A 21441-nucleotide genomic window follows, 5' to 3' on the forward strand; every position below is an offset into this window, starting at 1 on the left:
TTGAACGGGACTGGAACCCGAAATCCAAGGCCTCCAATCTCCATGAGACCCGCTTCGGGGCATGACCCGAGCCATTTTGCGCCGCCGCTGACAGTGCAACGACCTGACAAGGAATCCGCCATTTCCACCGACGCTCTCTTCGGCAACCTCACCCGGATCCGCGACGTCATCCTCCCGGCGAGGGTGCGTACGGCGTTGAACAGCGGGCGCGGACTGCTGGGCGGCTTCATTGTGGTGCACCTGGTCTTCCTGGTGTTCGGCGCATCCTTGTCCCTGCGCGGTGAAGCTTTCAGCGACACCTTCATTTACCGCGAGTGGGCCATGGCCGGCTTCAACGACGCGAACCTCTCCGGCGGCCCCAGCCCCTGGGTCTACCCCATCCTGGCCTTGATCCCCATGGCCATAGCGGGCGTGGCGGGACCGGGGCCGTTCTTCTTCCTCTGGGTCCTCATGACCACGCTCCTCAACGGCTGGGCGCTGCTGAAACTCACGGAGCGGGGCCGCAACACCAACGCCATCCCCGCCGGCTGGTGGTGGCTGGCCTTCACGTTCCTGATGGGCTGGCTGGGATTCGCCCGCGTGGACGGACTCACCGCCCCGCTGGTCCTGGTAGCCCTGGCGTACGGGGTCCAGCGCCCGTTCGTGGCCTCGGTCCTGCTGGCCATCGGCACCTGGGTGAAGGTGTGGCCGGCAGCCATCATGCTGGCCCTCTTCGCGGTGGTAAAGAACCGCCTGCTGGTGGTGCTGGCAGGAATCGCGACGACGGCGGGCGTCGTGGCGCTGGCGGCCGCCCTGGGCAGCGTTCCCAAGCTCCTGAACTTCCTCACGCAGCAGGGCGACCGTGGCATGCAGCTTGAGGCCACCTTCACCACGCCTTGGCTCTGGCTGTCCGTCCTGAACGCGGGCGGTTCCCGGATGTACATGAACACGGACATCAACTCCATGCAGGTGGACGGTCCGGGCACCGCCACCATGTCCTTCCTGATGCAGCCGCTCCTGGTCCTGGCCGCGCTGCTGGTGGCAGGCCTTGCGTTCTGGGCGCTGCACAACGGCAAGCAGCACAAGGTGGCCGGCGGTGTAGACCGCACCGAACTGCTTCTCGCCGGCGCCCTCGCCCTGGCCGCCGCCTTCGTGGTCTTTAACAAGGTGGGCTCCCCGCAGTTCATGGTGTGGCTGGGACCTGCCGTCGCCGTCGGCCTGGCGCACAGCTGGCGCGAATGGCGCGTCCCGGCGGCGATGCTGATCGCCATCGCCGTGGCCACGTACTTCATCTACCCGCTGTTCTACGACGCCCTCAGCCACAACAACCCGTGGATGGCCCTGGTCCTGACCATCCGCAACGTCCTGCTCGTGGTCCTGTTCCTGTGGAGCGTCCGGCGCCTGTACTCCCTGGGCAGGAAGACCGCAGCACCCGCCCCCGCGCTCAAGGAGACCTGAGATTTCCACGAGGTTCTTTGACCGCCTGGTGACGGTCCGCAGCAAAGTCCTCCCGGCCACGGTGGTGGACTGGTTCGCCCGCCCGTCCAGTGTCTGGTGGGGCTTCGCCGTCGTGCACCTGTATTTCCTGGGCTGGATGGCGTCCTTCTTCCTGAACGGCAATACGTTCAGCGACACCGAGCAGTACCGGCAGTGGGCGATGGCCGGCTACAACCCGGCGGACCTGACCGGGAAGATCAGCCCCTGGGTCTACCCGGTGCTGGCGCAGATCCCCATCTTCCTTGCCAACATCGCCGGGCCCGGCCCCTACCTGCTGGTCTGGTTCCTGATCATCACGGCGCTGAACGCCGTCGGACTGCTCTACCTGACCCGCGGACCGCGGACCGTCACCGGTGTTGCCCCGGCCTGGTGGTGGCTGTTCTTCACGGTCTTCATGGGGTACCTCAGCTTTGCCCGGGTGGAAGGGATCACCGCCCCGATCGTCCTGATCGCGCTGCTCTATGTGGCGGAACGGCCCGTGGTGGCAGGCGTCCTGCTCAGCATCGCCACCTGGATCAAGGTGTGGCCCGCAGCCGTGCTGGTGCCCATCGTGATCGCCAGCCACAAGCGTGTCCAGGTGGTGCTCGCCGGCGCCGCTGTGACCGCCGTCGTCGGCCTGGGAACCTGGCTGACCGGCGGCCTGCCGCACATCATGGATTTCCTCACCAACCAGGGCGAGCGCGGCATGCAGCTCGAGGCCACGTTCTCCACCCCCTGGGTGTGGCTCAGCGTCTTCCACATTGCCGGCTCGAAAATGGCGGACAACACCGCCATCAACTCCACCGAGGTCTACGGGCCGGGGGCCGACGTGGCCGCGTTCCTGATGCAGCCGCTGCTCATCCTCGCCGCCCTTGGCGCTGCCATCCTGCTGGTGCGTGCCCTGCGGCGCGGCGCCGAGCGGGAAGAACTGTTCCTCGAAGGCGCCCTGATGATGGTCACCGCGTTCATCGTCTTCAACAAGGTGGGCTCCCCGCAGTTCATCATCTGGCTGGCACCGGTGATCATCTCCGGCCTCACCCACGACTGGGATCGTTGGAAGGTCCCGGCAGCGTTGCTGATGGGCATCGCCATGACCACCTTCGTGATCTACCCGCTGTTCTACACGCCGCTCATCCACGCCCACCCGGTCATGGCGGCCATCCTCACCACCCGCAACGTGCTCCTGGTGGTGCTGCTGTCGTGGTCGGTGAAGCGCACCGCGGAGCTGGGCCGGAAAACCGCCGCGCAGGTACCGGCAGGAGCCTAGGGCGCCTCGGAGCGGTCGACGGCGGCGCGGGCTTCAGCCCGTCGCGCAGCCCGGCGTTCCACCGCCCACGTCCACGCCCGCCGCGCCACATCCAGCGGCCTGCCTTCGATCAGCAGTTTCCGGGTGTGGACATCCAGGACCAGCAGGTAGAACGTGAAGGCCAGGGCGGTGAAGAATGCCAGGGACGAGGCGTCGATGGGCAGCTCCACGAAGGACCAGACCGAAAGCTGGTCTTGGGCGCCGAACACCACGAAGAACGTCACGCCCACGTACAGCGAGCGGATCTGCCAGTCGTCCCGGATGCCGGTGACGGCCAGGAACGGCAGGAACCACAGGATGTACCACGGCTGGATGATGGGGGAAAGCATCACGACGGCGGTGAACGCCAGGGCCATCCGCCGCACCGCCCGCGAGTAGTCGCCGCGGAACATCAGCAGCAGGACCAGCCCGATTGCGGCCCACTTCATGCCGGTCCGCAGCAGGGTGGCCAAGGTTCCGCCCGGCAGCCCCAGGGCGTTGGCCAGCATCTCCACCTGCTGGCCCAGGAAGCCGGAGGGCGAATAGCCCGTATAGCCGGGGGTGGGGTCCATGATGGCCCAGGTCCAGCCGATGCCCAGGTTGAACGGGATGCCGCTCAGGGCCAGGACGCCAAAACTGATGCCCGCCGTGGCCGCCCACATGAGGAACTTGCGCGGCCAGGTGGCGCCCGGGCCGGCCCACATCAGGCCGATGAACGGCAGCAGCAGCACCGTGATGGGCTTGATGCCGATTGAAGCGGTCACCAGGAGGATGCCCAGGAGGTAGCGGCGGGTGGCGGCCAGGTACACGCCGGCGACGGCGAGCCCCACCATGAGCGCGTCGTTGTGCGCGCTGGCGATGAAGCTGATGAGGAACAGCGGGTTGGCCACGGAGACCCAGAGTGCGCGCGCCCCGTTGATGCCGTGCAGCTCGGCGAGCTTGGGCACGTAGATGACGCAGAGCAGCACGCCGACGCCGGCCAGCAGGCGGAACAGCAGGACGGATGCGTCCGGTTGGGCACCGGTCAGTCCCACCACCCCGCGGGCCAGCCACAGGAAGTAGGGGCCGTAGGGTGTCCGGTTTTCCGCCCAGGCGGGGTCGGCGCCAAGCGCGAACCAGTTGTTGAGGGTGGAGATGCCAACCTCGTAGGGGTTTTGGCCTTCCATCACCAGCCGGCCCTGGCCCGTGTAGGCGTAGACGTCGCGGGAGAAGACCGGGACACAGAACAGCAAGGGCAACGACCAGGCGGAGATGGCCACCACCACGGACCGCAGCGAGGAATGGCCCCAGTCCCCCAGCCGCTGGCCCAGCCGGAGCCAGGAGCGCATCAGCAGCATGGCCCCGGCGGTCAACAGGACGGTGGAGACCGCCACTCCCCACCCCTCGGTGCGGAGCGCGATCACCACGGGCTGGCGGATCATGGGCGAGCCGTTGGCAATCCAGCCCGTGCCGATCGAACCGACGAACATCATCAGGGCGCCGATGAAACCTTCAATGGTTGCCAGGTAGGCGCGGCCCTTGGCAGGCACGGAAGCATCGGCCGGTTCGCCCGGCCGGCTGTCCGATGTCCTGAGGTGTGACCCGCCTGCCGTCATGATGTGTGTGGTCCCCTACCTTGTTACGGCCCTGGCTCAACCAGCTTCAAGGCCGCCCTGCAACCCGGCCATTTTATCAGCCATGCTTATTGCTGCCCCGGGCCATCCTGCCGGGCACGAAGCAGCGCAAGGAATTCGTCGGCCATGCCAAGTTGTTCCTCCAGCTTGGCCCGGCGCCGGGCAGTCTCCTCGATGAATTCGTTCAGTTCGGACCTTACACTTGCGTCCTCCACGCCCGGTTCGGCCGCCTCCAGCGCGTCGATGACCCGCAAGAGGCCGGACATGGCCTCGAGCGTGAACCCCAGTGGCTTCATCCGGCGGATCAGGAGCAGGCGCGTGAAGTCACGCTCGGTGTACAGGCGGAACCCGCCTTCGGTGCGCCCCGACGGTTTGAGCAGCCCAACCTCGTCGTAGTGGCGGATGGTCCGTAACGACATTTGGGAACGGTCGGCCAGTTCCCCGATATGCATCGTGGCCACCACTTCTTCAGCGGTCATTTCGTTCACCATCACGTCACCAATCCGGCTCAACCCTCACGTTAGGGTAGTGTTGCAGATGCAGCCGAGAGTTCCCGGCGCATTCTCTCTCCATCCCCATTGTCTTCCATGACCGGGCTGGACCCGTGCGCACCGTGGCACGCAAAACGTTGACCACCCACCCTCCCCTGAGGGCCCACGTCCCTGGAGCCGCCCCTTGTCCATCGCCGACAATCCCCGCCTTCTTCGGAAGCCGGTCACGGTCCTGACCGCGCTGCGCTCCCCGCGGCAGCTTTCCCGCGAGGTCCTTGCCGGCATGGTGACCACCCTTGCGCTGGTCCCTGAAGTCATATCGTTTTCGATCGTCGCCGGTGTCGATCCAATGGTCAGCCTGGTGGCCTCCATCGTGCTGGCCCTGACCATGTCGGTCCTCGGCGGCCGGCCGGGCGTGGTGACGGCGGCGGCGGGCTCCGTGGCATTGGTGATCGCGCCGCTGGTCCACGAGCACGGCGTCGAGTATGTCCTGCCCACGGTGCTCCTCGCCGGCGTCATCCAGATCGTCTTCGGCCTGGCCGGACTGGCCCGGCTGATGCGGTTCATCCCGCGTTCGGTGATGATCGGCTTCGTCAACGCCCTGGGCGTGCTGATCTTCATGGCACAGGTGCCGCACGTCCTCAATGTCCCCTGGCTCGCCTACGTCCTGTTCGGCCTGACGTTCGCGATCATCTTCATCCTCCCGCGCTTCACCAGGGCGGTCCCGTCGCCGCTGGTGGCGATCGTCGTCGTCACCGCCATCGCCATCATCGCCGGCCTCGCTGTTCCGAACGTCGCGGACGAGGGCCCGCTCACCGGCAAGATGCCCGGGATCACCCCGTTCCTGTTCCCGGTGAGTGTTGAGACCTTCCAGCTGATCCTGCCCACCGCGCTGAGCGTGGCGTTCGTGGGGCTCATGGAAACGCTCCTCACCGCAAAACTCGTGGACGACATCACGGACACCCCGTCGCACAAGGGCCGCGAGTCCTGGGCCCTGGGCGTCTCGAACATCTTCGCCGGCCTCTATGGCGGCATCGCCGGCTGCGCCATGATCGGCCAGACCGTCCTTAACGTAAAGACCGGGCAGGCCCGCACCCGCATTTCGACATTCGTGGCGGGGATCTTCCTTTTGGCCCTGGTGACGGGGCTCAGCTCGATCATGGGACAGATCCCCATGGTGGCGCTGGCGGCCGTGATGATGGTGGTCGCCGTGACCACTGTGGACTGGCACAGCGTCAAACCGTCCACGCTGAAGCGGATGCCGGTCCCCGAGACGCTCGTCATGGGTGTCACGGTCGCCGTCGTGGTCCTGACCGGAAATCTCGCGTACGGGGTTCTGGTGGGCGTCATCCTCGCGATGGTGCTGTTCGCACGCCGCGTGGCCCACGTCATCACCGTTGAGCGGACCTTGGCGGTCGACGGCGGGAGCGTCCGCTACGAGGTGGTGGGGCCATTGTTCTTCGGCAGCAGCAATGACCTCGTGGAGCACTTCGCCTACGCCGACGACCCCGCCTCCGTGACCATTGACCTCAGTCGGGCCCAAATCTGGGACGCTTCAACCGTTGCCGCCCTGGACTCGATCGAGACGAAGTACGCGGATCATGGCGCCGAAGTGGCAATCGACGGCCTGGACGAGCGCAGCACCGGGTTCCACCGCCGCCTCACGGGGCATTTGGGCGCCTGATTCCGGACGGCATCCGGTCCGGCAGGCACAGGCAAAGGGGCGGAGCCGCACTCAGCACGGCCCCGCCCCTTGGGCCCGGCCTAGGAGAAGCGTCCCGGCCGGAAGGTGGCCAGCATGGGGTGCTTCCTGCCGGTCAGGATTTCCCCGGCCAGGAGCTCACCGGCAATGAGTCCCAGCGTGGCGCCGGAGTGCGTGAAGGCAACGAAGCATCCGGGCACCTGGCCCAGTTCGCCCAGGACGGGTTCGCCGTCCCCGGGAATGGGCTTGTAGCCCATCTTCCAGGAGGCGGGCTTGAGTTCCGGATTGCCGGCAACAAGCTTCGATGCCTCATCGGCCAGTTCCTGGACCACCTCATCGGGGATGCTGAAGGAGCCGTCCGCGTGCTCGGTAATGCGTTCCTCGTACCAGTCGTGGTCCAGGGCAAACGTCCCGCCCGGGTTGGGCCGCAAGGCTGCGCGCGGGGTGTTCATCACCGCGGCCACATCGTGCTGCACCTGCTTGGTCACCACCAGCATGGACACGGGAGAGCCGTTCGGGATGTGCACTCCCAGGGGTTCGACGACTGCGGGGGTCGCTGCGCCGCAAGCCACCAGCACGGCGTCGGCCGGGTATGTCCCGCCCGACGCTGTCTCCACGCCGGAGGTGCGGCCGCCTTCCACCATGACGGTGGCTTTTCCGGCGTTCAGGACCAATTCGCCGCCGCGGGCGTGGAACTCCTCCATGAGGAAGTCGATCAGGTCCGGCAGGCTCACCCAGCCCTCGCCGGGATTGAAGATGGCATTCTCCGGCACGGCGTCCGCATCAATGCCGGGGGTGGTGGCTGCGATATGGCTGGGGGCGAGAAGCCGGGAGTCGTAGCCGATGGACTTTTCGTAGGCGTGCCGGCCCGCGGTGGCCTCGCCCTGCCCGGCAGCATTCCACATCAGGCCGCCGCCAAACTGCAGCCAGTCGCGGCTGGGGTCCGAGGCGAAGAGGGTACGGTAGCGGTCAACACCGGCCACCCGCAGCTGGTGGTACGGGGTGGACCGTTCGCCGGCGGAGTTGAGCCACGACAGCGAACGGCCGCTGGCCTCGCTGGCGAGCCCGCGCTCGGTCAGCAGGATCACGGACGCTCCCTCGCGGAGCAGGTGCACTGCGGTGGATACCCCGAGGATGCCGCCGCCGATGACGGCAACGCGCTTGGTGGCTGGAAGAGAGGACATGGTGTCCCTTTCTGTGGAATTCGTGGTTGCGGAAGACGCTGACGATGCGTCAGGGAAAGCAGGGGAAGTTAAGTGTGGCGTTAGGCCAGGGCGTGGATGCCCTCGATGACCTTCAACACCTCAAGCGGTTCGGCGGGATCCACCGGCAGCGGCCCGTTCCCGCGCAGGGCTGTGGCCAACCGGACGTAGAACTGCGGGTAGGCGCCGCGTTCGGCGCGGACCGGCGCGGTTGCCCCGTCCACCCCCAGGAGCCCCCAACGCTCCTGGGGTTCCACGCCATAGGCGGGGTCCGACGGCGGCATCCCGGCAACGAGGGCAGGTTCCTGTCCGTCCAGGCCCCACTTGGTGTAGCCGGCGCGGGAACCGAGGACGTGGAACCGCGGCCCGGCCTGGGCGGCCATGCCGTTCATCCAGAGCCGCGTGCGGACGCCGGAGGCGTGCAGCAACGACACGAAGGCTTCGGTATCCGCCGCGTCCGGATGCGGACCGCGATTCGCAGTTTCGCCGTAGCTCCGTTCCACCGGGCCGAAAAGGTGGATGGCCTGGTCGATCAGGTGCGCGCCGAGGTCGTGCAGGATGCCGCCGCCCTCGGAAAGGGACACCGTGTCACGCCAGTTGCCGAAGCCTTCGGGCCGCCACCATTCGAACCGCGATTCGAAGCTGGTGATCCTGCCAAGGCCTCCGGACGCCAACACTTTCTGGAGGGTGAGGAAGTCTGCATCCCACCGGCGGTTCTGGAACACCGTCAGCTGCACCCCGCCGTCGGCCGCCCTGCTGATCAGCTCCGCGCCCAAGGCGGAGGTGGGGACGAAAGGCTTGTCCACCACCACGTGCAGGCCGTGGGCGATGGCTGTCGCGGCCAGGCCGTAGTGCGTGTGTGGCGGGGTTCCCAGGATGACGAGGTCCAGGTCCGCTGCCAGGGCGAACAGCTCCTCCGGGGTGCCGGCAATCCGTGCCTGCGGATAGAGGCGTGCCGCCTCCGCCGCACGGTCCGGCTGGGCCGTGACGATGACGTCCAGCGAGAAGTCCGGGTTGGCCGCGACCAGGGGCGCGTGGAAGACCTTGCCGGAGATTCCAAAGCCGACGACGGCGGTCCGGATGGGTGCCGCTGCAACCGCACCCATCAGAGCACCTCGGAGAGGAAGCGCTGGAGGCGTTCGCTGCGGGGGTTGTCGAAGAGTTGGGCGGGTGTCCCGGCCTCTACCACTTCGCCTTCATCCATGAAGACCACTTGGTCTGCCACTTTCCGGGCGAAGCCCATTTCGTGGGTGACGACGAGCATGGTCATGCCGCGGCGGCCCAGGCCGGCCATGAGGTTCAGGACGCCTTTGACCAGTTCGGGGTCCAGGGCGCTGGTGGCCTCGTCGAAGAGCATCACTTCGGGTTCCATGGCCAGGGCGCGGGCGATGGCGACTCGTTGTTGCTGGCCGCCGGAGAGGTCACGGGGGCGGTGGTCGGCACGTTCGGCGAGGCCAACCTCGGCGAGCCGTTGGCGGGCGCATTCCATGGCCTGGGCCTTGGGCATGCCTTTGACACTCCAGAGGGCGAGTGCCACGTTTTCCTCGGCAGTGTGGTCTGGGAAGAGGTTGAAGTGCTGGAACACCATGCCGATGCGGGTGCGGAGGGTGTCCGGGTTGACGGTCAGGGTGCTGTCGCCCGCGAGCAGGACGTTTCCGCTTTTAGGTTCGTGCAGCCGGTTGACGCCGCGCAGCAAGGTGGATTTGCCGGATCCCGAGGGGCCGATGATGCAGGTGGTTGTGCCCGGCGCCACGGTGAGGCTGACGTTGCGCAGTACCTCGATGTCGCCGTACGCCATGGTGAGGTTGCGCAGTTCCAGGCTTGAGCCGCGGAACGACTGCGCCTCAGGGGTGGCGGTATTCATGGTGGTGGGGGTGGGGGTGTTCATGTGTTGCTCCCGGCTGTGAGCGGCGAGGCCGCGTCGAGTTCCTTGACTTCCTTCAGTCCGCTGGTGGGTGGTGCGGCGCGGCGGCGGCCGGTGCGGAACTTGTTGTCGAAGTGGTTCACCAGGTGCGTCAGCGGGACGGTGATCACCAGGTAGAGGAGGCCGGCGGCCACCAGGGGTGAAAGGTTCCCGGACAGCACGGCGGCGTCCTGGCCCACGCGGAAGAGTTCGCGTTCGGTGACCAGCAGGCCCAGGAAGTACACCAGGGAGGAGTCCTTGACGATGGCGATGAACTGGTTCACCAGCGCCGGGAGGACCCGGCGGACACCTTGGGGCACCACCACCAGGGCCATGGACTTGGCGTAGCTCATGCCCAGGGCACGGCAGGCCTCGCCTTGGCCCTTGTCCACGCTGAGGATCCCGGCGCGGAAGATCTCCCCAATGTAGGCGCTGGCGATGAGGCTCAGCGCGATGATTCCCAGCGGGTAGGGGGACGGGCCGAAGATCGACTGGCTCAGGCGGGCAAAGCCCTGGCCAATCAGCAGGATGGTGAGGATGGCGGGCAGGCCGCGGAAAAGGTCCGTGTAGATCCTGGCCGGGACGCGCAGCCACTTGGACGGTGAAATGCCCATGACGGCCACCACCATTCCCAGCACCGTGCCAAGGACGGTGGCGGCAATGGAGATGATCAGCGTGTTCAGCAGGCCGACCGCCAGGAGTTGGGGCAGGACCTCGGCCATAGCGCCGAAGTCAAAGAAGGTACGGATGATGGTGTTGAGCCAGTCCATGGTTGCTCTCAGACGTAGATGAAGGGGAGGTGCCGGGCAGGCCGCGTAAGGCGGCCCGCCCGGCCAGGTGGCCCGAAGGCCTGCCAGCCCGGCAAATGATGCTTGGGGCTTACTTGCTTGGCGAGGGTGATGCGGCCTGCTCAGCCTTGGGCAGGTACTGCTCGGGCATCGGTGAGCCCGGGAACCACTTCTGGTAGAGCTTCTTCCAGGTGCCGTCTTCCATGGCTGCGGCCAGGCCCTTGTTCAGGGCTTCCTTGAAGGCCGTCTTGCCCTTGGCCACTGCGAACCCGGCCGGGGCGTCGAAGGACGGTATATCCGCGGCGCTGACCAGGCCGTGCTGCTCCTCATAGGCCTTGGCGGCCTCATAGTCCAGGAAGTGCGCGTCCACGGTTCCGCTGTTCACGGCGGCGATGGCGGTGTTGTTGTCAGGGAAGCGGACCAGGCTGGCCGAGGTGAAGTTCTTTACCGCATAGGCTTCCTGCAGGGTTCCCTGGACCACGCCCAGGCGTTTGCCGGCCAGCCCGTCGGCGCTGGTGATGCCGGAGGTCTTGGTGGTGATGACCGTGAGGTAGCCGGCCAGGTAACCGTCCGAGAAGTCCACGGTTTCTTTCCGCTTGTCGGTGATGCCGATGGCGGCGACACCGGCGTCAAACTGTCCGTTGGCCACAGCGGCGAGGAGGCCCGAGAAGTCCTGCCCGGTGAAGACTACGTTGTCCACACCGGCCCGGTGGGCCACGTCCTTGAAGAGTTCGACGTCGAAGCCGGTGAAGTTTCCGGAGGCATCGGCGAACGTGTACGGCTTTGAGTCACCGAGGCTTGCCACCCGGATGGTGCCGGGCTGGATCAGTCCGTAGGGGTTGTTTTCGGTGGTGGAGGCGGCCGAGGTGGAGCCGCAGCCGGAAAGTGCCAGGACCGCGGCCAGGGCTGCTGCGGCAAATCCGGCAGGTCGGAGGTTCTTTTTCTTCACAGCGTTGTCCAATCGTTGGTGGGAAGGCGGTGCTGTCAGGGCCGCCGAAGAAAGTCGCCGATGGTCTTGTTGAGTCCGGTCTCACACCTTAAGATTGAGACCGGACTCACATCGATGGATAGAAATGTAGCTGAAGTCACAGGGGGCGTCAACACCCCCTCGAAAGGTGAAGATGAACGGTGATGGAGCACGACGGCGGGACGTAACCGTTGCCGACGTCGCAAAAGCTGCGCAGGTCTCCAAGGCGCAGGCCGCGCGGGCACTGGGCAATTACGGCGCTGTCAGCGACGACGTCCGCGAGCGCGTCCTCGCGGCCGCCGAAGCGCTTTCCTACCGGCCCAACGAGCTGGCCCGCAGCATGAACACCGGCAAATCGCACACCATCGGCGTGGTGGTGGGTGACATCGAAAACCCGCATTTTGGGCTTGCCACGCGGGGCATTACGGACACGGCCAAAAAAGCCGGCTACAACGTCATCCTGGTCAACACTGATGAGGACCGGGCCGCAGAAGTCGACGCGGTGCGGGTTTTGCTGGACAAGCGGGTGGACGGCCTTATCGTCGCCCCGGCGTCATCCGTGGACACCGAACACCTACAGGATGTCCACCGGTCCGGACGCCCCCTGGTGTTCATCGACCGCACCGCCGGTGACCTTGAGGTGGAGACCATGGCCGTGGACATGGTGAGGATTTCCCTGGAGGCCACACAATATCTTCTCGAGGCAGGGCACCGGCGCATCGCCTTTATTTCCACGCTGCGGACCGACTCGCCCTATACGCCGGGCATGACCTTGGAGTCCTCCCAGATTGCGGACCGCATTGAGGGGATGCGGCAGGCTTTCCTTGCTGCGGGACTGCCCTTCCCGGAAGACCTTGTCAGGTTGAATGCGGGCGACGAAGACTCCATCCGCAGCATCACCCGCGAAGTACTGCGGGACCCCAACCGCGCCACAGCCGTGGTGGCATCGGATGGCCTGATCGCCCTCAGTGTGGTCGAGGCCATCCAGGAACTGGGCCTGTCCATTCCGGCCGATGTTTCGTTCCTCATGTATGACGACTTCGCCTGGACCAGGCTCGTGAGCCCACCCCTTACCGTTATTGCCCAGCCCGTCTACAACATGGGCGTTGCAGCGGCCAAGGCGCTCATCCGCCAGATAGAGGGCCTACCCTCCGCCGCTCCGGCACAGTTTACTGCCACCTTGGTGCGGCGCGGATCGGTGGGACCGCTCCAGACGGGAGGGGACCGGGCCGACCTGCAACCGTCCGGACTGGGTCTACCCTGAGCCATGAGCCTCCAACAGAAGACCTGGCACGAGAAACACAAAGCTTCCCTGAGCAAGGGCCAGCGTGCCGCTGACATCATGCGCAACGGGATGGGAAGCTGGCCCTTCGTTGGCAGCTTCATCGGCTTCATGCTCATCTGGGCCGCCATCAATACCGTGGCACTTGCCGCCAACGCCTGGGACCCGTACCCCTACATCCTGCTGAACCTCCTGCTTTCCATGCTCGCCGGACTGCAGGGCGCCATTTTGCTCATCGCCGCCAAGCGGCAGGACGCCATTGCCGCAGCCATGGCCCAACACGACTACGACACCAATGTCGAGGCAAAAAAGGAGATCGAGCTGCTGATCTCCATGAACCGGGTCCAGCTGGAAATCCTGCAGGAATTGAAGAAGGCGGCTGCCAGATAGGGCGGCGCCCTACTGGGCGGCGTCGTATCCTGCCAGCAGGCGCCGGGACGCTGTCTGCATGTGCGAGCGCATGGTGGCGGTCACGGCGTCGGCATCGCGGGCCGCCAAGGCTTCGTGGATCCTGGCATGCTCCTTGAGGGCGGCCGCAGCATGGCCCTCATCAGTGAGGGCCCGGTCCACCCAGATCCGCAGCAGCGAGCGGATACTTTGCAGGAGTTCCTGGAGAACCTGGTTGCCTGAAGCCGCAGCGATTTCGCGGTGGAAGGCTGCGTCCGCCTCGACGAAGGCGCCGAGGTCATCCAAGGTGCGGGCCATGGTGTCCAGATTGTCGCGCATCCGTGCCAGCGCTTCATCCGTAATGCGCTCCGCGGCCAGCTGGGCAGCCTGCACTTCCAGTCCGCTGCGCAGTTCCACGAGCTCGCGCGTGCGTGGGGCGCCCAACATCATGCCCCAGCTCAGGGTGCGGGGCAGAAGCTCCGAGACACCGTCCCGAAGGTAGGTTCCGGACCCCGGCCGGACCACCACGATGCCCAGGATTTCCAGCGCGGCGAGGGCCTCACGCACCGCAGACCGGCCCACGCCAAGGGAGGCGGCCAGCGTGCGCTCGGCAGGCAGCCTGGTTCCCGGTGCAATGTCGCCACTCGTAAAGAAGGCCAGCAGGCGCTCGGCCACTTCCGACACTACTGAACCCTGCCCCAGAGAGCCCAGGGCGGCACTGATCTTGGCCGTCGAGGCGGCGGATTCTACGGACACCTCCCAAGCGTAACAACTGGTTGACCACGCCCGACTGCAGGGAGGGTCCGCATGATGACCGCAATGTACTGACTCCAACTCGTCAACCGGTTGACCAATTTACATTTCGGTCCTATGGTGGAACTCACAGCTTCACGCACCGCGGCGCCTCCCAGTCCGCGCGTATCTGAGACAACCCCACGCCTCCAGTGACGGATGCGGCCGGGGCACCAACATCTAGGAGTCAATGTGGACACCACACAATCGGTGGTCGAAAAATCCGCAATCAGGAAAGTGGCGATCCGGCTTGTCCCGTTCGTCGCACTGATGTTCTTCATCAACTACCTCGACCGCACCGCCATCTCTTTCGCCGGCCCCAACGGCATGAACAAGGACCTGGCGCTGAACGCCGCCCAGTTCGGTTTCGCCTCGGGCGTGTTCTTCATCGGCTACATCCTGCTTGAAGTCCCCTCCAACCTGGCGCTCCACAAGTTCGGCGCCCGCCGCTGGCTGGCCCGCATCATGGTCAGCTGGGGCATCGTCTCCCTGCTGTTCACCTGGGTGGCCAACGTTGAACAGCTCTACATCCTGCGCTTCATCCTGGGTGTGGCCGAGGCCGGCTTCTTCCCCGGCGCCATCCTCTTCCTGAGCCTCTGGGTTCCCGCACGGCACCGCAGCAAGATCCTGGCCTTGTTCTACCTGGCCCAGCCGCTCACCACCGTGGTCGGCGCCCCGCTGGCAGGCCTCTTGATCCAGCAGCACGGCCTCTTCGGCCTTGAAGGCTGGCGCGTCATGTTCCTCGGCGTGGCCGTTCCCGCCATCCTGATCGGCATCATTTCCTGGTTCTACCTGGCCGATTCCCCCGCGAAGGCCAAGTGGCTCTCCGCCGAGGAAAAGACCTGGCTGACGGGCGCCCTGGAAAAGGAAAAGCACGAAACGGCCGCCGGCAACAAGCACGTCAGCGTCCGCACCGTGTTCGGCAACGGCCGCGTCTGGATGCTCTCCCTGATCTACTTCGGCTTCATCTACGGCCTGTACGCCCTCGGCTTCTTCCTGCCCACCATCATCTCCGGCTTCGAAGGCATTTACGGCACCAAGTTTGACGTCCTCCAGAAGGGCCTGATCACTGCCATCCCGTACCTGCCGGCAGCCTTCGCCCTCTACTTCTGGTCAAAGGACGCCACCAAGCGCGGCGTCAAGACCTGGCACATTGCGGTTCCGGCACTGGTGGGTGGACTGAGCATCCCGCTGGCACTCTTTGCGGGAAGCCCGGCAGCCACCATCGCCGTCATCACCATCACGGCCATGGCCATCTTCGCGGCACTCCCCAACTTCTGGACGGTTCCCACCCAGTTCCTGACCGGCGCGGCAGCGGCAGCGGGCATCGCCCTGATCAACACCGTGGGCAACCTGGCAGGCTTCAGCGCCGGCTACATCACCGGCTGGCTCAAGGACTGGACAGGCGACTACACCGTGCCGATGTTCGTCGTGGGCGGGTTCATGCTGCTGTCCGCCGTCCTGATGGTGGCCCTCAGCCGCTCCGGCCGTGCCAACGAGGTCGTCCGCACCGAGGCACTGGATCCCGCCGGCGCCGCACAGCACGCCGAACCGTAGCAGCCCGGGGGCATCCGCCTCATCCGCGGGATGCCCCCGCACCATCCCACCCCCCGAACCAGATCGTCCCCCCAGCCAGGCCCAGGAGCTTTCCCATGACCCGCCTCTTCAACGAACCTTCAGCCTTCGCTGACGAAATGATCGAGGGCTTCGTCGCCTCCCACGGACGCTGGGTCAAACGCGTTTCGGGTGGCGTGGTCCGCAGCACCAAGAGCATCCCGGACACGGTGGCACTGGTGATCGGCGGAGGCTCCGGCCACTATCCCGCGTTTGCCGGCCTGGTGGGCCAAGGCCTGGCGCACGGTGCCGCAATGGGCAACCTGTTCGCGTCGCCGTCGGCGCAGCAGGTTTACAACGTGGCCAAGGCGGCCAACAACGGCACCGGGGTGCTGTTGGGCTACGGCAACTATGCCGGCGACGTCCTGCACTTCACCCAGGCCCAGGAGAAGCTGCGCAGGGAAGGCATCGATTGCCGCAGCATCGCCGTCACCGACGACGTCTCTTCCGCCCCGGTCGAAGAGCACACCAAGCGCCGCGGCATTGCCGGGGACCTGACCGTATTCAAGGTGGCGGCCGCCGCCGCGGAAGCACGCTACGGAATGGACGCGGTGATGGAAATCGCCGAACGCGCCAACCACCGCACCCGTTCCTTCGGGGTGGCCTTCAGCGGATGCACCCTGCCGGGAGCCACCCAGCCCCTGTTCTCTGTCCCCGAGGGCCGCATGGCCGTCGGCATGGGCATCCACGGAGAGCCGGGCATCGACGAAACGGCGATTCCGACGGCGGATGAGCTCGCCGGACTCCTCGTCGCCAAGCTCTTGACCGAGGTGCCGGAGGGCGTGGACCCCAAGGGTGCACGCGTGGTCCCCATCCTGAACGGCTTGGGCAGCGTGAAGTACGAGGAGCTGTTCGTGGTCTACCGCCGCGTGGCGCAACTCCTCGCCGAGGCCGGCCTGCAGGCAGTGGATCCGCAGGTGGGCGAGCTGGTCACCAGCTTCGACATGGCCGGCACGTCCCTGACGCTCTTCTGGCTCGACGACGAACTCGAAGCCCTCTGGAACGCCCCAGCGGACGCCCCGGCCTTCCGCCGCGGCGCCGTCACGGCCGAAGCGCTGCAAGAGACCGTCGACGAGGTGGCCGACGTCGAACTTCCCATTCCCGAGGCGACTCCCGCGTCCCGTGCCGGGGCCGTCCGTGTCCTCGCAGCGCTCGGCGCGGCCAAGGACGTGGTGGACGCCAACGCAGGCGAACTGGGCCGCATCGATGCGGTCGCCGGCGACGGCGACCACGGCATCGGCATGGAGCGGGGCGTCGGGGCCGCCGTGAAGGCCGCGGCAGACGCCGTCGCCCGCGGCGCCGGGGCTGCCACCACCCTCTACTTCGCCGCAGACGCCTGGGCGGACAAGGCCGGCGGCACCTCCGGCGCCCTGTGGGGCATGGCCCTGCGCGCCGTCGGTGACGCTGTGGGCGATGACAAAGCTCCCGACGCCGGTGCCGTCGCCACCGGAGTGGCCGGCGCCGCTGCAGCCATCATGGACTTCGGCAAGGCCAAGGTAGGTGACAAGACGCTGGTGGACGTGCTGGTTCCCTTCCGGGATGCCCTCACCGCCGGCGTGGACAGCGGAAAGCCGTTGTCCGGAGCCTGGGACGCTGCCGCCACCGCCGCGCAGCAGGCCGCCGAGGACACCGCCAACCTGCTGCCACTGATGGGCCGGGCACGTCAGCACGCCGAGAAGAGCCTTGGTACCCCGGATGCGGGCGCCGTCTCCATGGCCCTGATCGTGCGGGCCATCCACAACACCCTCAGCCAGAACACCACCATCAAGGAGAACGCATGAGCGCCAAACTGCGCCTGGTCATCGGAGCCGACGACGCCGGTTTCGACTACAAGGAAGCCCTCAAGGCCGACCTCGAGGCCTCCGACCTGGTCGAGTCCGTCGCTGACGTGGGCGTGGACGCCACCAGCCACACCCCTTATCCCTCCGTAGCCATCGCAGCGGCGGAACTCATCGCCGCAGGAAAGGCCGACCGCGCGCTGCTCGTCTGCGGAACCGGGCTCGGCGTCGCCATCGCAGCGAACAAGGTCCCCGGCATCCGCGCGGTGACCGCCCACGACAGCTTCTCCGTTGAACGCGCCGTCCTGAGCAACAACGCCCAGGTCCTGACCTTCGGCCAGCGCGTCGTCGGACTTGAACTCGCCCGGCGGCTCGCCAGGGAATGGCTCACCTACACCTTCGACGAAACCTCCGCCTCGGCAGAGAAAGTTTCCCTGATTAAGGACTACGAAGGTGTCACTTCCTGCTAAGCCCCGCACCGGACCCACGGCCATTATCGGTGTCAGCCTGAAGATGTACTTCGGCTACGCCCGCTCGGTGGACTACTGTCGCGATATCGCATCCATCGCCTTCGCCCACCCCGCGGTGCAAAACGGCGACATCGAACTCTTCGTCCTGCCCATCCTCCCGGCGCTCCCGGAAGCGGCACGGATCCTCGGTCCGGCAGGTGCTGCCACCGGAGCGCAGGACGTCTTCTGGGAAGACGAAGGCGCGTTCACCGGCGAAGTCGGCGGCAAAACAGTAGCTGAACTCGGTGGCCGCTACGCCGAGGTGGGCCACGCTGAACGCCGCCGGATCTTTGACGAGGACCAGCGCGTGATCGGACTGAAGACCGCCGCGGCCTACCGCAATGGCCTGACCCCCGTCCTGTGCGTCGGGGAACTGCACCGCGGATCCGTTGAGGAAGCCATCGCCCAGTGCACGGCGGAAATCGATGGCATCCTCAAACGCGCGTCATCGCTGGCAGCGGCCGCCAGGACCATCGTGGCATACGAGCCGCAGTGGGCCATCGGCGCTCCGGAGCCGGCCACGCCCGGGTATATCAACGCCGTCATTTCGGGCCTGGACGAGCACCTGCGCAGCCTCCCGGGGCAGGAAGACAGCCGCGTCATCTATGGCGGCAGCGCCGGGCCGGGCCTGATCACCCAACTCGGTCCCGCCGTCGCCGGCCTGTTCCTGGGCCGCTTCGCCCACGACCCCACAGCACTGAAGGCCGTCCTTGACGAAGCCGCGGCGCGGCTGCAAACGATGGCGGTGCCGGCATGACCTCACGGATTGGGCTGAGCAGTTACGCCTTCTTCTGGCAGCTCTCGGCCAAGGTCTCCCAGCCACTGAGCCTTCATGATGTCCTGGAGCGGACCGCGGAACTGGGCGTGGACCTGTTCCAGGTTTGCGACTACGCACCCCTGGAGGCCATGGCTGACACGGAACTCCGAGCCGTGCGGGACACCGCGGACAGGCTGGGAATCTCCCTGGAGCTGGGCACCAAGGGCATCCGACCGGACCACCTGCGAAGGTTCCTGCACATCGCCGGCATCCTCGGCTCGCCGCTTCTGCGCACCATGATCAACGCCCCCGGCCACAGCCCCACCACGGAGGAAGCGGTGGCGATCTTCAAGGACGTGCTGCCGGAATTCGAGGATGCCGGGGTGAAGATCGCAGTGGAAACCTACGAACAGGTCCCCACCGCCCGCATCCTGGACGTGATCCGCGGCGTGGACAGCCCGTACCTGGGGATCTGCAGCGACCCCGCCAACACCGTCGCAGCGCTGGAAATGCCCCGCGAGGTCATTGACGCCGTCGCCCCCTACGTCCTGAACATGCACATCAAGGACTTTGCCTTCAGCCGCAAGGACGGATGGGTGGGCTTCACCTACTCCGGCGCGCCGCTTGGCGAAGGCCTGCTCGACTACGCGTACATGGTCGAAAAAATCCGGCCGCACGAAAGAAACATCAACCAGATCGTCGAACACTGGCTGCCCAGGCAGGACACCGAGGCGGACACCATCCGGCTCGAAAACCAGTGGACCCGGCACAGCATCAAATTCCTAAGGAGCAAGTGAAATGTCAGCAGAAACTTTGACCGTCGCCGTCATCGGAGCCGGAGGCAAGATGGGGATGCGCGTTTCCCGCAACCTCCAGAAGTCCGGCCACATCGTCTTCTACAGCGAGAACTCCCCCGCCGGCCAGGAACGCGTCCAGGCCGAAGGCCGCCAGATCACCGCCACGGACGACGCCGTCAAGGGCGCCGACGTGGTGATCCTCGCCGTCCCCGACACCGTCCTGGGCATCGTCTCCGAAGGTTTGGTGCCGCAGATGAAGGCCGGCGCCATCCTGCTCACCCTTGACCCCGCTGCCGCCTACGCGGGCCTGCTGGCCAAGCGCGACGACGTCGTCCAGGCAGTCGCGCACCCGTGCCACCCGTCGGTGTTCCTGGAGCGCACCACCAAGGAGGAATGGGCCGACACCTTCGGCGGCGAGGGCGCCCCCCAGAACGTCGTCGCCGCCATCGACGACGACGCGCCGGCAGCCACCCGCGACTCTGCGGAGGCCGTCATCCGCACCATCTACGCGCCGGTCATCGACGTGCACTGGGTCACCGTCAAGCAGCTTGCCATCCTGGAGCCCACCCTGGTGGAAACCGTGGCCTGCATGATCGGTACGCTGCTCAACGAGGCGCTGCACGAGACCGTCCACACGGCCGGCGTGCCGGAGGAGGCGGCCAAGGCCATGTTGTTCGGCCACGTCCAGATCGCCCTGACCAACGCCCTGCGCGGGTCCAACCCCTTCTCGGAAGCCTGCGAAATCGCCATCCAGTACGGCAAGGACACCATCATCAAGGACGACTGGAAGAAGATCTTCGACGACTCCGAACTCGACGGCGTCATCGCCAAGATGCTCAAGCTCGAAGCCGTCAAACGCTAGGAATCCCACCGCACGGCGGCTGCCACCCCGGTCTTTTCGGCCGGGTGGGCGGCCGCCCGTCGTTTAAATCCTGGACCGGGCCAGGCCCCGTGCTCGCCGTCAGTCCGCGGGAGGTGCAGTGGATTCCCGGACGATCACCTGCGTGGCCAGTTCCACGCGGTGCGAATCCAGGACCTCACCGCGTGCTTGCCGCAGCAGCGACCGCAGGGCAGCCCGGCCCATCTCCTCCAGCGGTTGGGCCACGGACGTCAACGCCGGGACGGACTCTTCACCCTGGATGGTGCCGTCGAACCCGATGAGGCTGATGTCCCCGGGGACCCGGAGGCCGTGGTGTGCAGCTTCGGCCAGAACCCCCAGGGCAATGCTGTCGCTTCCGGCGAAGATGGCCGTGGGGCGGTTTTCGAGGCGGAGCAGTGCCTTCAGGCCGGCAACTCCGCTGTCCCGGCGGAACCTGCCGCCGGTGACGATGTATTGGGGATCCACGGGCACGCCGTGGGCCGTCAAGGCCGCCATGTAGCCGTGCAACCGGGCCTGATTGCACTCCGCCCGCTCGATTCCGCCGATGTAGGCAATGCGCCGGTGGCCCAGGTCCAGGAGGTGCTCGGTGGCGGCCTTCCCCCCGGCCCAGTTCGTGGCACCGATGCTGACCACGTCCGCCGGCGGCGGATTGAGCGGATCGATGACGACGACGGGAATGTGGCGCCGCCGGAAGGCATGCAGCTGCGCCTCGCTGAAGGCCGAGGTCACCACGATCATTCCCGCCCTGCCATCGTCGACCATGCGCTGGGCCCGGCGTTCAGCGCTTTGGGCGGAGGGTGCCGTGGGGCCCGTAACGCTCAGCATGACCTCGACGTCCTCGGCTGCGGCGAAGTTCAGTACTCCCGCCAGGACTTCGGAGGTATAGGCGGATGTGAGGACATCCACCACCACTTCGATCACCGTGCCTGTCCTGGTGGCGGTACGCCGCTGCACCGGCGACTGGTATCCGGCTTGTTCAAGTGCCCGGAGGATCCGGGCCCGGGTATCCGGTGCCACGTCCTCACGGCCGTTGACCACCTTCGAAACCGTGGGAGTCGAAACCCCTGCCTGCAAGGCAACTGCCGCCAGAGTCGCCTTTTGCGTGCGCTCAGTCCTTACCAAGGGACCATCCCATCCTTCGAAACATTTCGACTACGGCAATCTTGCACCCAATAACCCGAGGGGTCAATGAAGTCCCTGTAAGAATGCAAAAAGAGGCTGCTTGTGGCCCTTGACTGT

20 protein-coding genes are annotated in these 21441 nt (G+C 66.3%); 11 read left to right on the forward strand and 9 right to left on the reverse strand.

Translation table 11 applies throughout. From position 1 onward, the window contains the following. Positions 1-93: 93 nt before the first annotated feature. Positions 94-1437: a glycosyltransferase family 87 protein gene (locus QRM96_RS06330; protein ID WP_285318894.1), complete on the forward strand. Its 1344-nt coding sequence runs from the start codon at positions 94-96 to the stop codon at positions 1435-1437. Between the two features lie 28 nt (positions 1438-1465). Continuing rightward, complete coding sequence (locus QRM96_RS06335; protein ID WP_285318895.1) at positions 1466-2722, forward strand: glycosyltransferase 87 family protein; 1257 nt, start codon at positions 1466-1468, stop codon at positions 2720-2722. Here the strand turns inward: QRM96_RS06335 and mptB are convergent. Both mptB and QRM96_RS06345 read right to left on the reverse strand, forming a co-directional pair. Further along, positions 2719-4335, reverse strand: a complete 1617-nt coding sequence (gene mptB / locus QRM96_RS06340; protein ID WP_018763352.1) for a polyprenol phosphomannose-dependent alpha 1,6 mannosyltransferase MptB — start codon at positions 4333-4335, stop codon at positions 2719-2721. The two genes, QRM96_RS06335 and mptB, sit on opposite strands and share 4 nt — an antisense overlap. An 86-nt stretch (positions 4336-4421) precedes the next feature. Beyond that, positions 4422-4832: a MerR family transcriptional regulator gene (locus QRM96_RS06345; RefSeq protein WP_502934880.1), complete on the reverse strand. Its 411-nt coding sequence runs from the start codon at positions 4830-4832 to the stop codon at positions 4422-4424. A gap of 196 nt (positions 4833-5028) precedes the next feature. Here QRM96_RS06345 and QRM96_RS06350 point away from each other — a divergent pair, with 196 nt between their 5' ends. Next, positions 5029-6528 (forward strand): SulP family inorganic anion transporter, encoded by a 1500-nt coding sequence (locus QRM96_RS06350; RefSeq protein ID WP_285318897.1) that lies wholly within the window; start codon positions 5029-5031, stop codon positions 6526-6528. Positions 6529-6608: 80 nt separating this feature from the next. Here QRM96_RS06350 and QRM96_RS06355 read toward each other — a convergent pair whose 3' ends face one another. The 5 genes from QRM96_RS06355 to QRM96_RS06375 form a co-directional block, all read right to left on the reverse strand. Further along, positions 6609-7730: an NAD(P)/FAD-dependent oxidoreductase gene (locus QRM96_RS06355; protein ID WP_133831400.1), complete on the reverse strand. Its 1122-nt coding sequence runs from the start codon at positions 7728-7730 to the stop codon at positions 6609-6611. An 80-nt stretch (positions 7731-7810) separates the two neighbouring features. Beyond that, positions 7811-8854: a Gfo/Idh/MocA family protein gene (locus QRM96_RS06360; RefSeq protein WP_285318899.1), complete on the reverse strand. Its 1044-nt coding sequence runs from the start codon at positions 8852-8854 to the stop codon at positions 7811-7813. Further along, a complete protein-coding gene (locus QRM96_RS06365) occupies positions 8854-9636 on the reverse strand; it encodes an amino acid ABC transporter ATP-binding protein (protein WP_285318900.1) in 783 nt (260 codons plus the stop codon). Before QRM96_RS06365 ends, QRM96_RS06360 begins: the two co-directional genes overlap by 1 nt. After that, positions 9633-10421 (reverse strand): amino acid ABC transporter permease, encoded by a 789-nt coding sequence (locus QRM96_RS06370; protein WP_018770382.1) that lies wholly within the window; start codon positions 10419-10421, stop codon positions 9633-9635. Before QRM96_RS06370 ends, QRM96_RS06365 begins: the two co-directional genes overlap by 4 nt. 109 nt (positions 10422-10530) lie before the next feature. Continuing rightward, entirely contained in the window at positions 10531-11388 is an 858-nt protein-coding gene (locus tag QRM96_RS06375; RefSeq protein WP_109044197.1) for an ABC transporter substrate-binding protein, read from the reverse strand. A 172-nt stretch (positions 11389-11560) separates the two neighbouring features. Here QRM96_RS06375 and QRM96_RS06380 point away from each other — a divergent pair, with 172 nt between their 5' ends. Both QRM96_RS06380 and QRM96_RS06385 read left to right on the forward strand, forming a co-directional pair. Further along, positions 11561-12670: a LacI family DNA-binding transcriptional regulator gene (locus tag QRM96_RS06380; protein ID WP_018763360.1), complete on the forward strand. Its 1110-nt coding sequence runs from the start codon at positions 11561-11563 to the stop codon at positions 12668-12670. Between the two features lie 3 nt (positions 12671-12673). Then, positions 12674-13078, forward strand: a complete 405-nt coding sequence (locus tag QRM96_RS06385; RefSeq protein WP_018763361.1) for a DUF1003 domain-containing protein — start codon at positions 12674-12676, stop codon at positions 13076-13078. Between the two features lie 9 nt (positions 13079-13087). On the opposite strand, the gene QRM96_RS06390 is transcribed toward QRM96_RS06385, so the two are convergent. Then, positions 13088-13831: a FadR/GntR family transcriptional regulator gene (locus QRM96_RS06390; protein ID WP_018763362.1), complete on the reverse strand. Its 744-nt coding sequence runs from the start codon at positions 13829-13831 to the stop codon at positions 13088-13090. 228 nt (positions 13832-14059) lie between these two features. On the opposite strand from QRM96_RS06390, the gene QRM96_RS06395 reads away from it, so the two are divergent. The 6 genes from QRM96_RS06395 (at position 14060) to QRM96_RS06420 (ending at position 20184) form a co-directional block, all read left to right on the forward strand. Next, positions 14060-15424 (forward strand): MFS transporter, encoded by a 1365-nt coding sequence (locus QRM96_RS06395; protein ID WP_285318901.1) that lies wholly within the window; start codon positions 14060-14062, stop codon positions 15422-15424. Between the two features lie 95 nt (positions 15425-15519). After that, positions 15520-17262 (forward strand): dihydroxyacetone kinase family protein, encoded by a 1743-nt coding sequence (locus tag QRM96_RS06400; protein ID WP_285318902.1) that lies wholly within the window; start codon positions 15520-15522, stop codon positions 17260-17262. Further along, positions 17259-17729, forward strand: coding sequence for a ribose-5-phosphate isomerase (locus QRM96_RS06405; protein WP_109044201.1), 471 nt, complete (start codon positions 17259-17261; stop codon positions 17727-17729). The genes QRM96_RS06400 and QRM96_RS06405 overlap by 4 nt, the downstream gene beginning before the upstream one ends. Then, positions 17713-18525: a triose-phosphate isomerase family protein gene (locus QRM96_RS06410; RefSeq protein WP_109044202.1), complete on the forward strand. Its 813-nt coding sequence runs from the start codon at positions 17713-17715 to the stop codon at positions 18523-18525. The genes QRM96_RS06405 and QRM96_RS06410 overlap by 17 nt, the downstream gene beginning before the upstream one ends. Continuing rightward, positions 18522-19322, forward strand: coding sequence for a sugar phosphate isomerase/epimerase family protein (locus QRM96_RS06415; protein ID WP_285318903.1), 801 nt, complete (start codon positions 18522-18524; stop codon positions 19320-19322). The genes QRM96_RS06410 and QRM96_RS06415 overlap by 4 nt, the downstream gene beginning before the upstream one ends. 1 nt (position 19323) lies before the next feature. Beyond that, the gene (locus tag QRM96_RS06420; protein WP_285318904.1) at positions 19324-20184 is read left to right on the forward strand and encodes a phosphogluconate dehydrogenase C-terminal domain-containing protein; all 861 of its coding nucleotides are present in this window, start codon (positions 19324-19326) and stop codon (positions 20182-20184) included. Between the two features lie 99 nt (positions 20185-20283). Here the strand turns inward: QRM96_RS06420 and QRM96_RS06425 are convergent, their stop codons facing one another. Next, a complete protein-coding gene (locus QRM96_RS06425; RefSeq protein WP_026265037.1) occupies positions 20284-21324 on the reverse strand; it encodes a LacI family DNA-binding transcriptional regulator in 1041 nt (346 codons plus the stop codon). Between the last annotated feature and the right edge of the window lie 117 nt (positions 21325-21441).

This window comes from Pseudarthrobacter sp. lyk4-40-TYG-27, assembly GCF_030209295.1.
Lineage (GTDB): Bacteria > Actinomycetota > Actinomycetes > Actinomycetales > Micrococcaceae > Arthrobacter.

What these genes read in the sequence shown, in the direction of transcription:
- QRM96_RS06420 (WP_285318904.1), top strand. Translation starts at nt 19,324, where the DNA reads ATGTCAGCAGAAACTTTGACCGTCGCCGTCATCGGAGCCGGAGGCAAG.
- QRM96_RS06360 (WP_285318899.1), bottom strand. Translation starts at nt 8,854, where the DNA reads ATGGGTGCGGTTGCAGCGGCACCCATCCGGACCGCCGTCGTCGGCTTT.
- QRM96_RS06345 (WP_502934880.1), bottom strand. Translation starts at nt 4,832, where the DNA reads ATGACCGCTGAAGAAGTGGTGGCCACGATGCATATCGGGGAACTGGCC.
- QRM96_RS06380 (WP_018763360.1), top strand. Translation starts at nt 11,561, where the DNA reads ATGAACGGTGATGGAGCACGACGGCGGGACGTAACCGTTGCCGACGTC.
- QRM96_RS06415 (WP_285318903.1), top strand. Translation starts at nt 18,522, where the DNA reads ATGACCTCACGGATTGGGCTGAGCAGTTACGCCTTCTTCTGGCAGCTC.
- QRM96_RS06370 (WP_018770382.1), bottom strand. Translation starts at nt 10,421, where the DNA reads ATGGACTGGCTCAACACCATCATCCGTACCTTCTTTGACTTCGGCGCT.
- QRM96_RS06405 (WP_109044201.1), top strand. Translation starts at nt 17,259, where the DNA reads ATGAGCGCCAAACTGCGCCTGGTCATCGGAGCCGACGACGCCGGTTTC.
- mptB (WP_018763352.1), bottom strand. Translation starts at nt 4,335, where the DNA reads ATGACGGCAGGCGGGTCACACCTCAGGACATCGGACAGCCGGCCGGGC.
- QRM96_RS06385 (WP_018763361.1), top strand. Translation starts at nt 12,674, where the DNA reads ATGAGCCTCCAACAGAAGACCTGGCACGAGAAACACAAAGCTTCCCTG.
- QRM96_RS06400 (WP_285318902.1), top strand. Translation starts at nt 15,520, where the DNA reads ATGACCCGCCTCTTCAACGAACCTTCAGCCTTCGCTGACGAAATGATC.
- QRM96_RS06365 (WP_285318900.1), bottom strand. Translation starts at nt 9,636, where the DNA reads ATGAACACCCCCACCCCCACCACCATGAATACCGCCACCCCTGAGGCG.
- QRM96_RS06355 (WP_133831400.1), bottom strand. Translation starts at nt 7,730, where the DNA reads ATGTCCTCTCTTCCAGCCACCAAGCGCGTTGCCGTCATCGGCGGCGGC.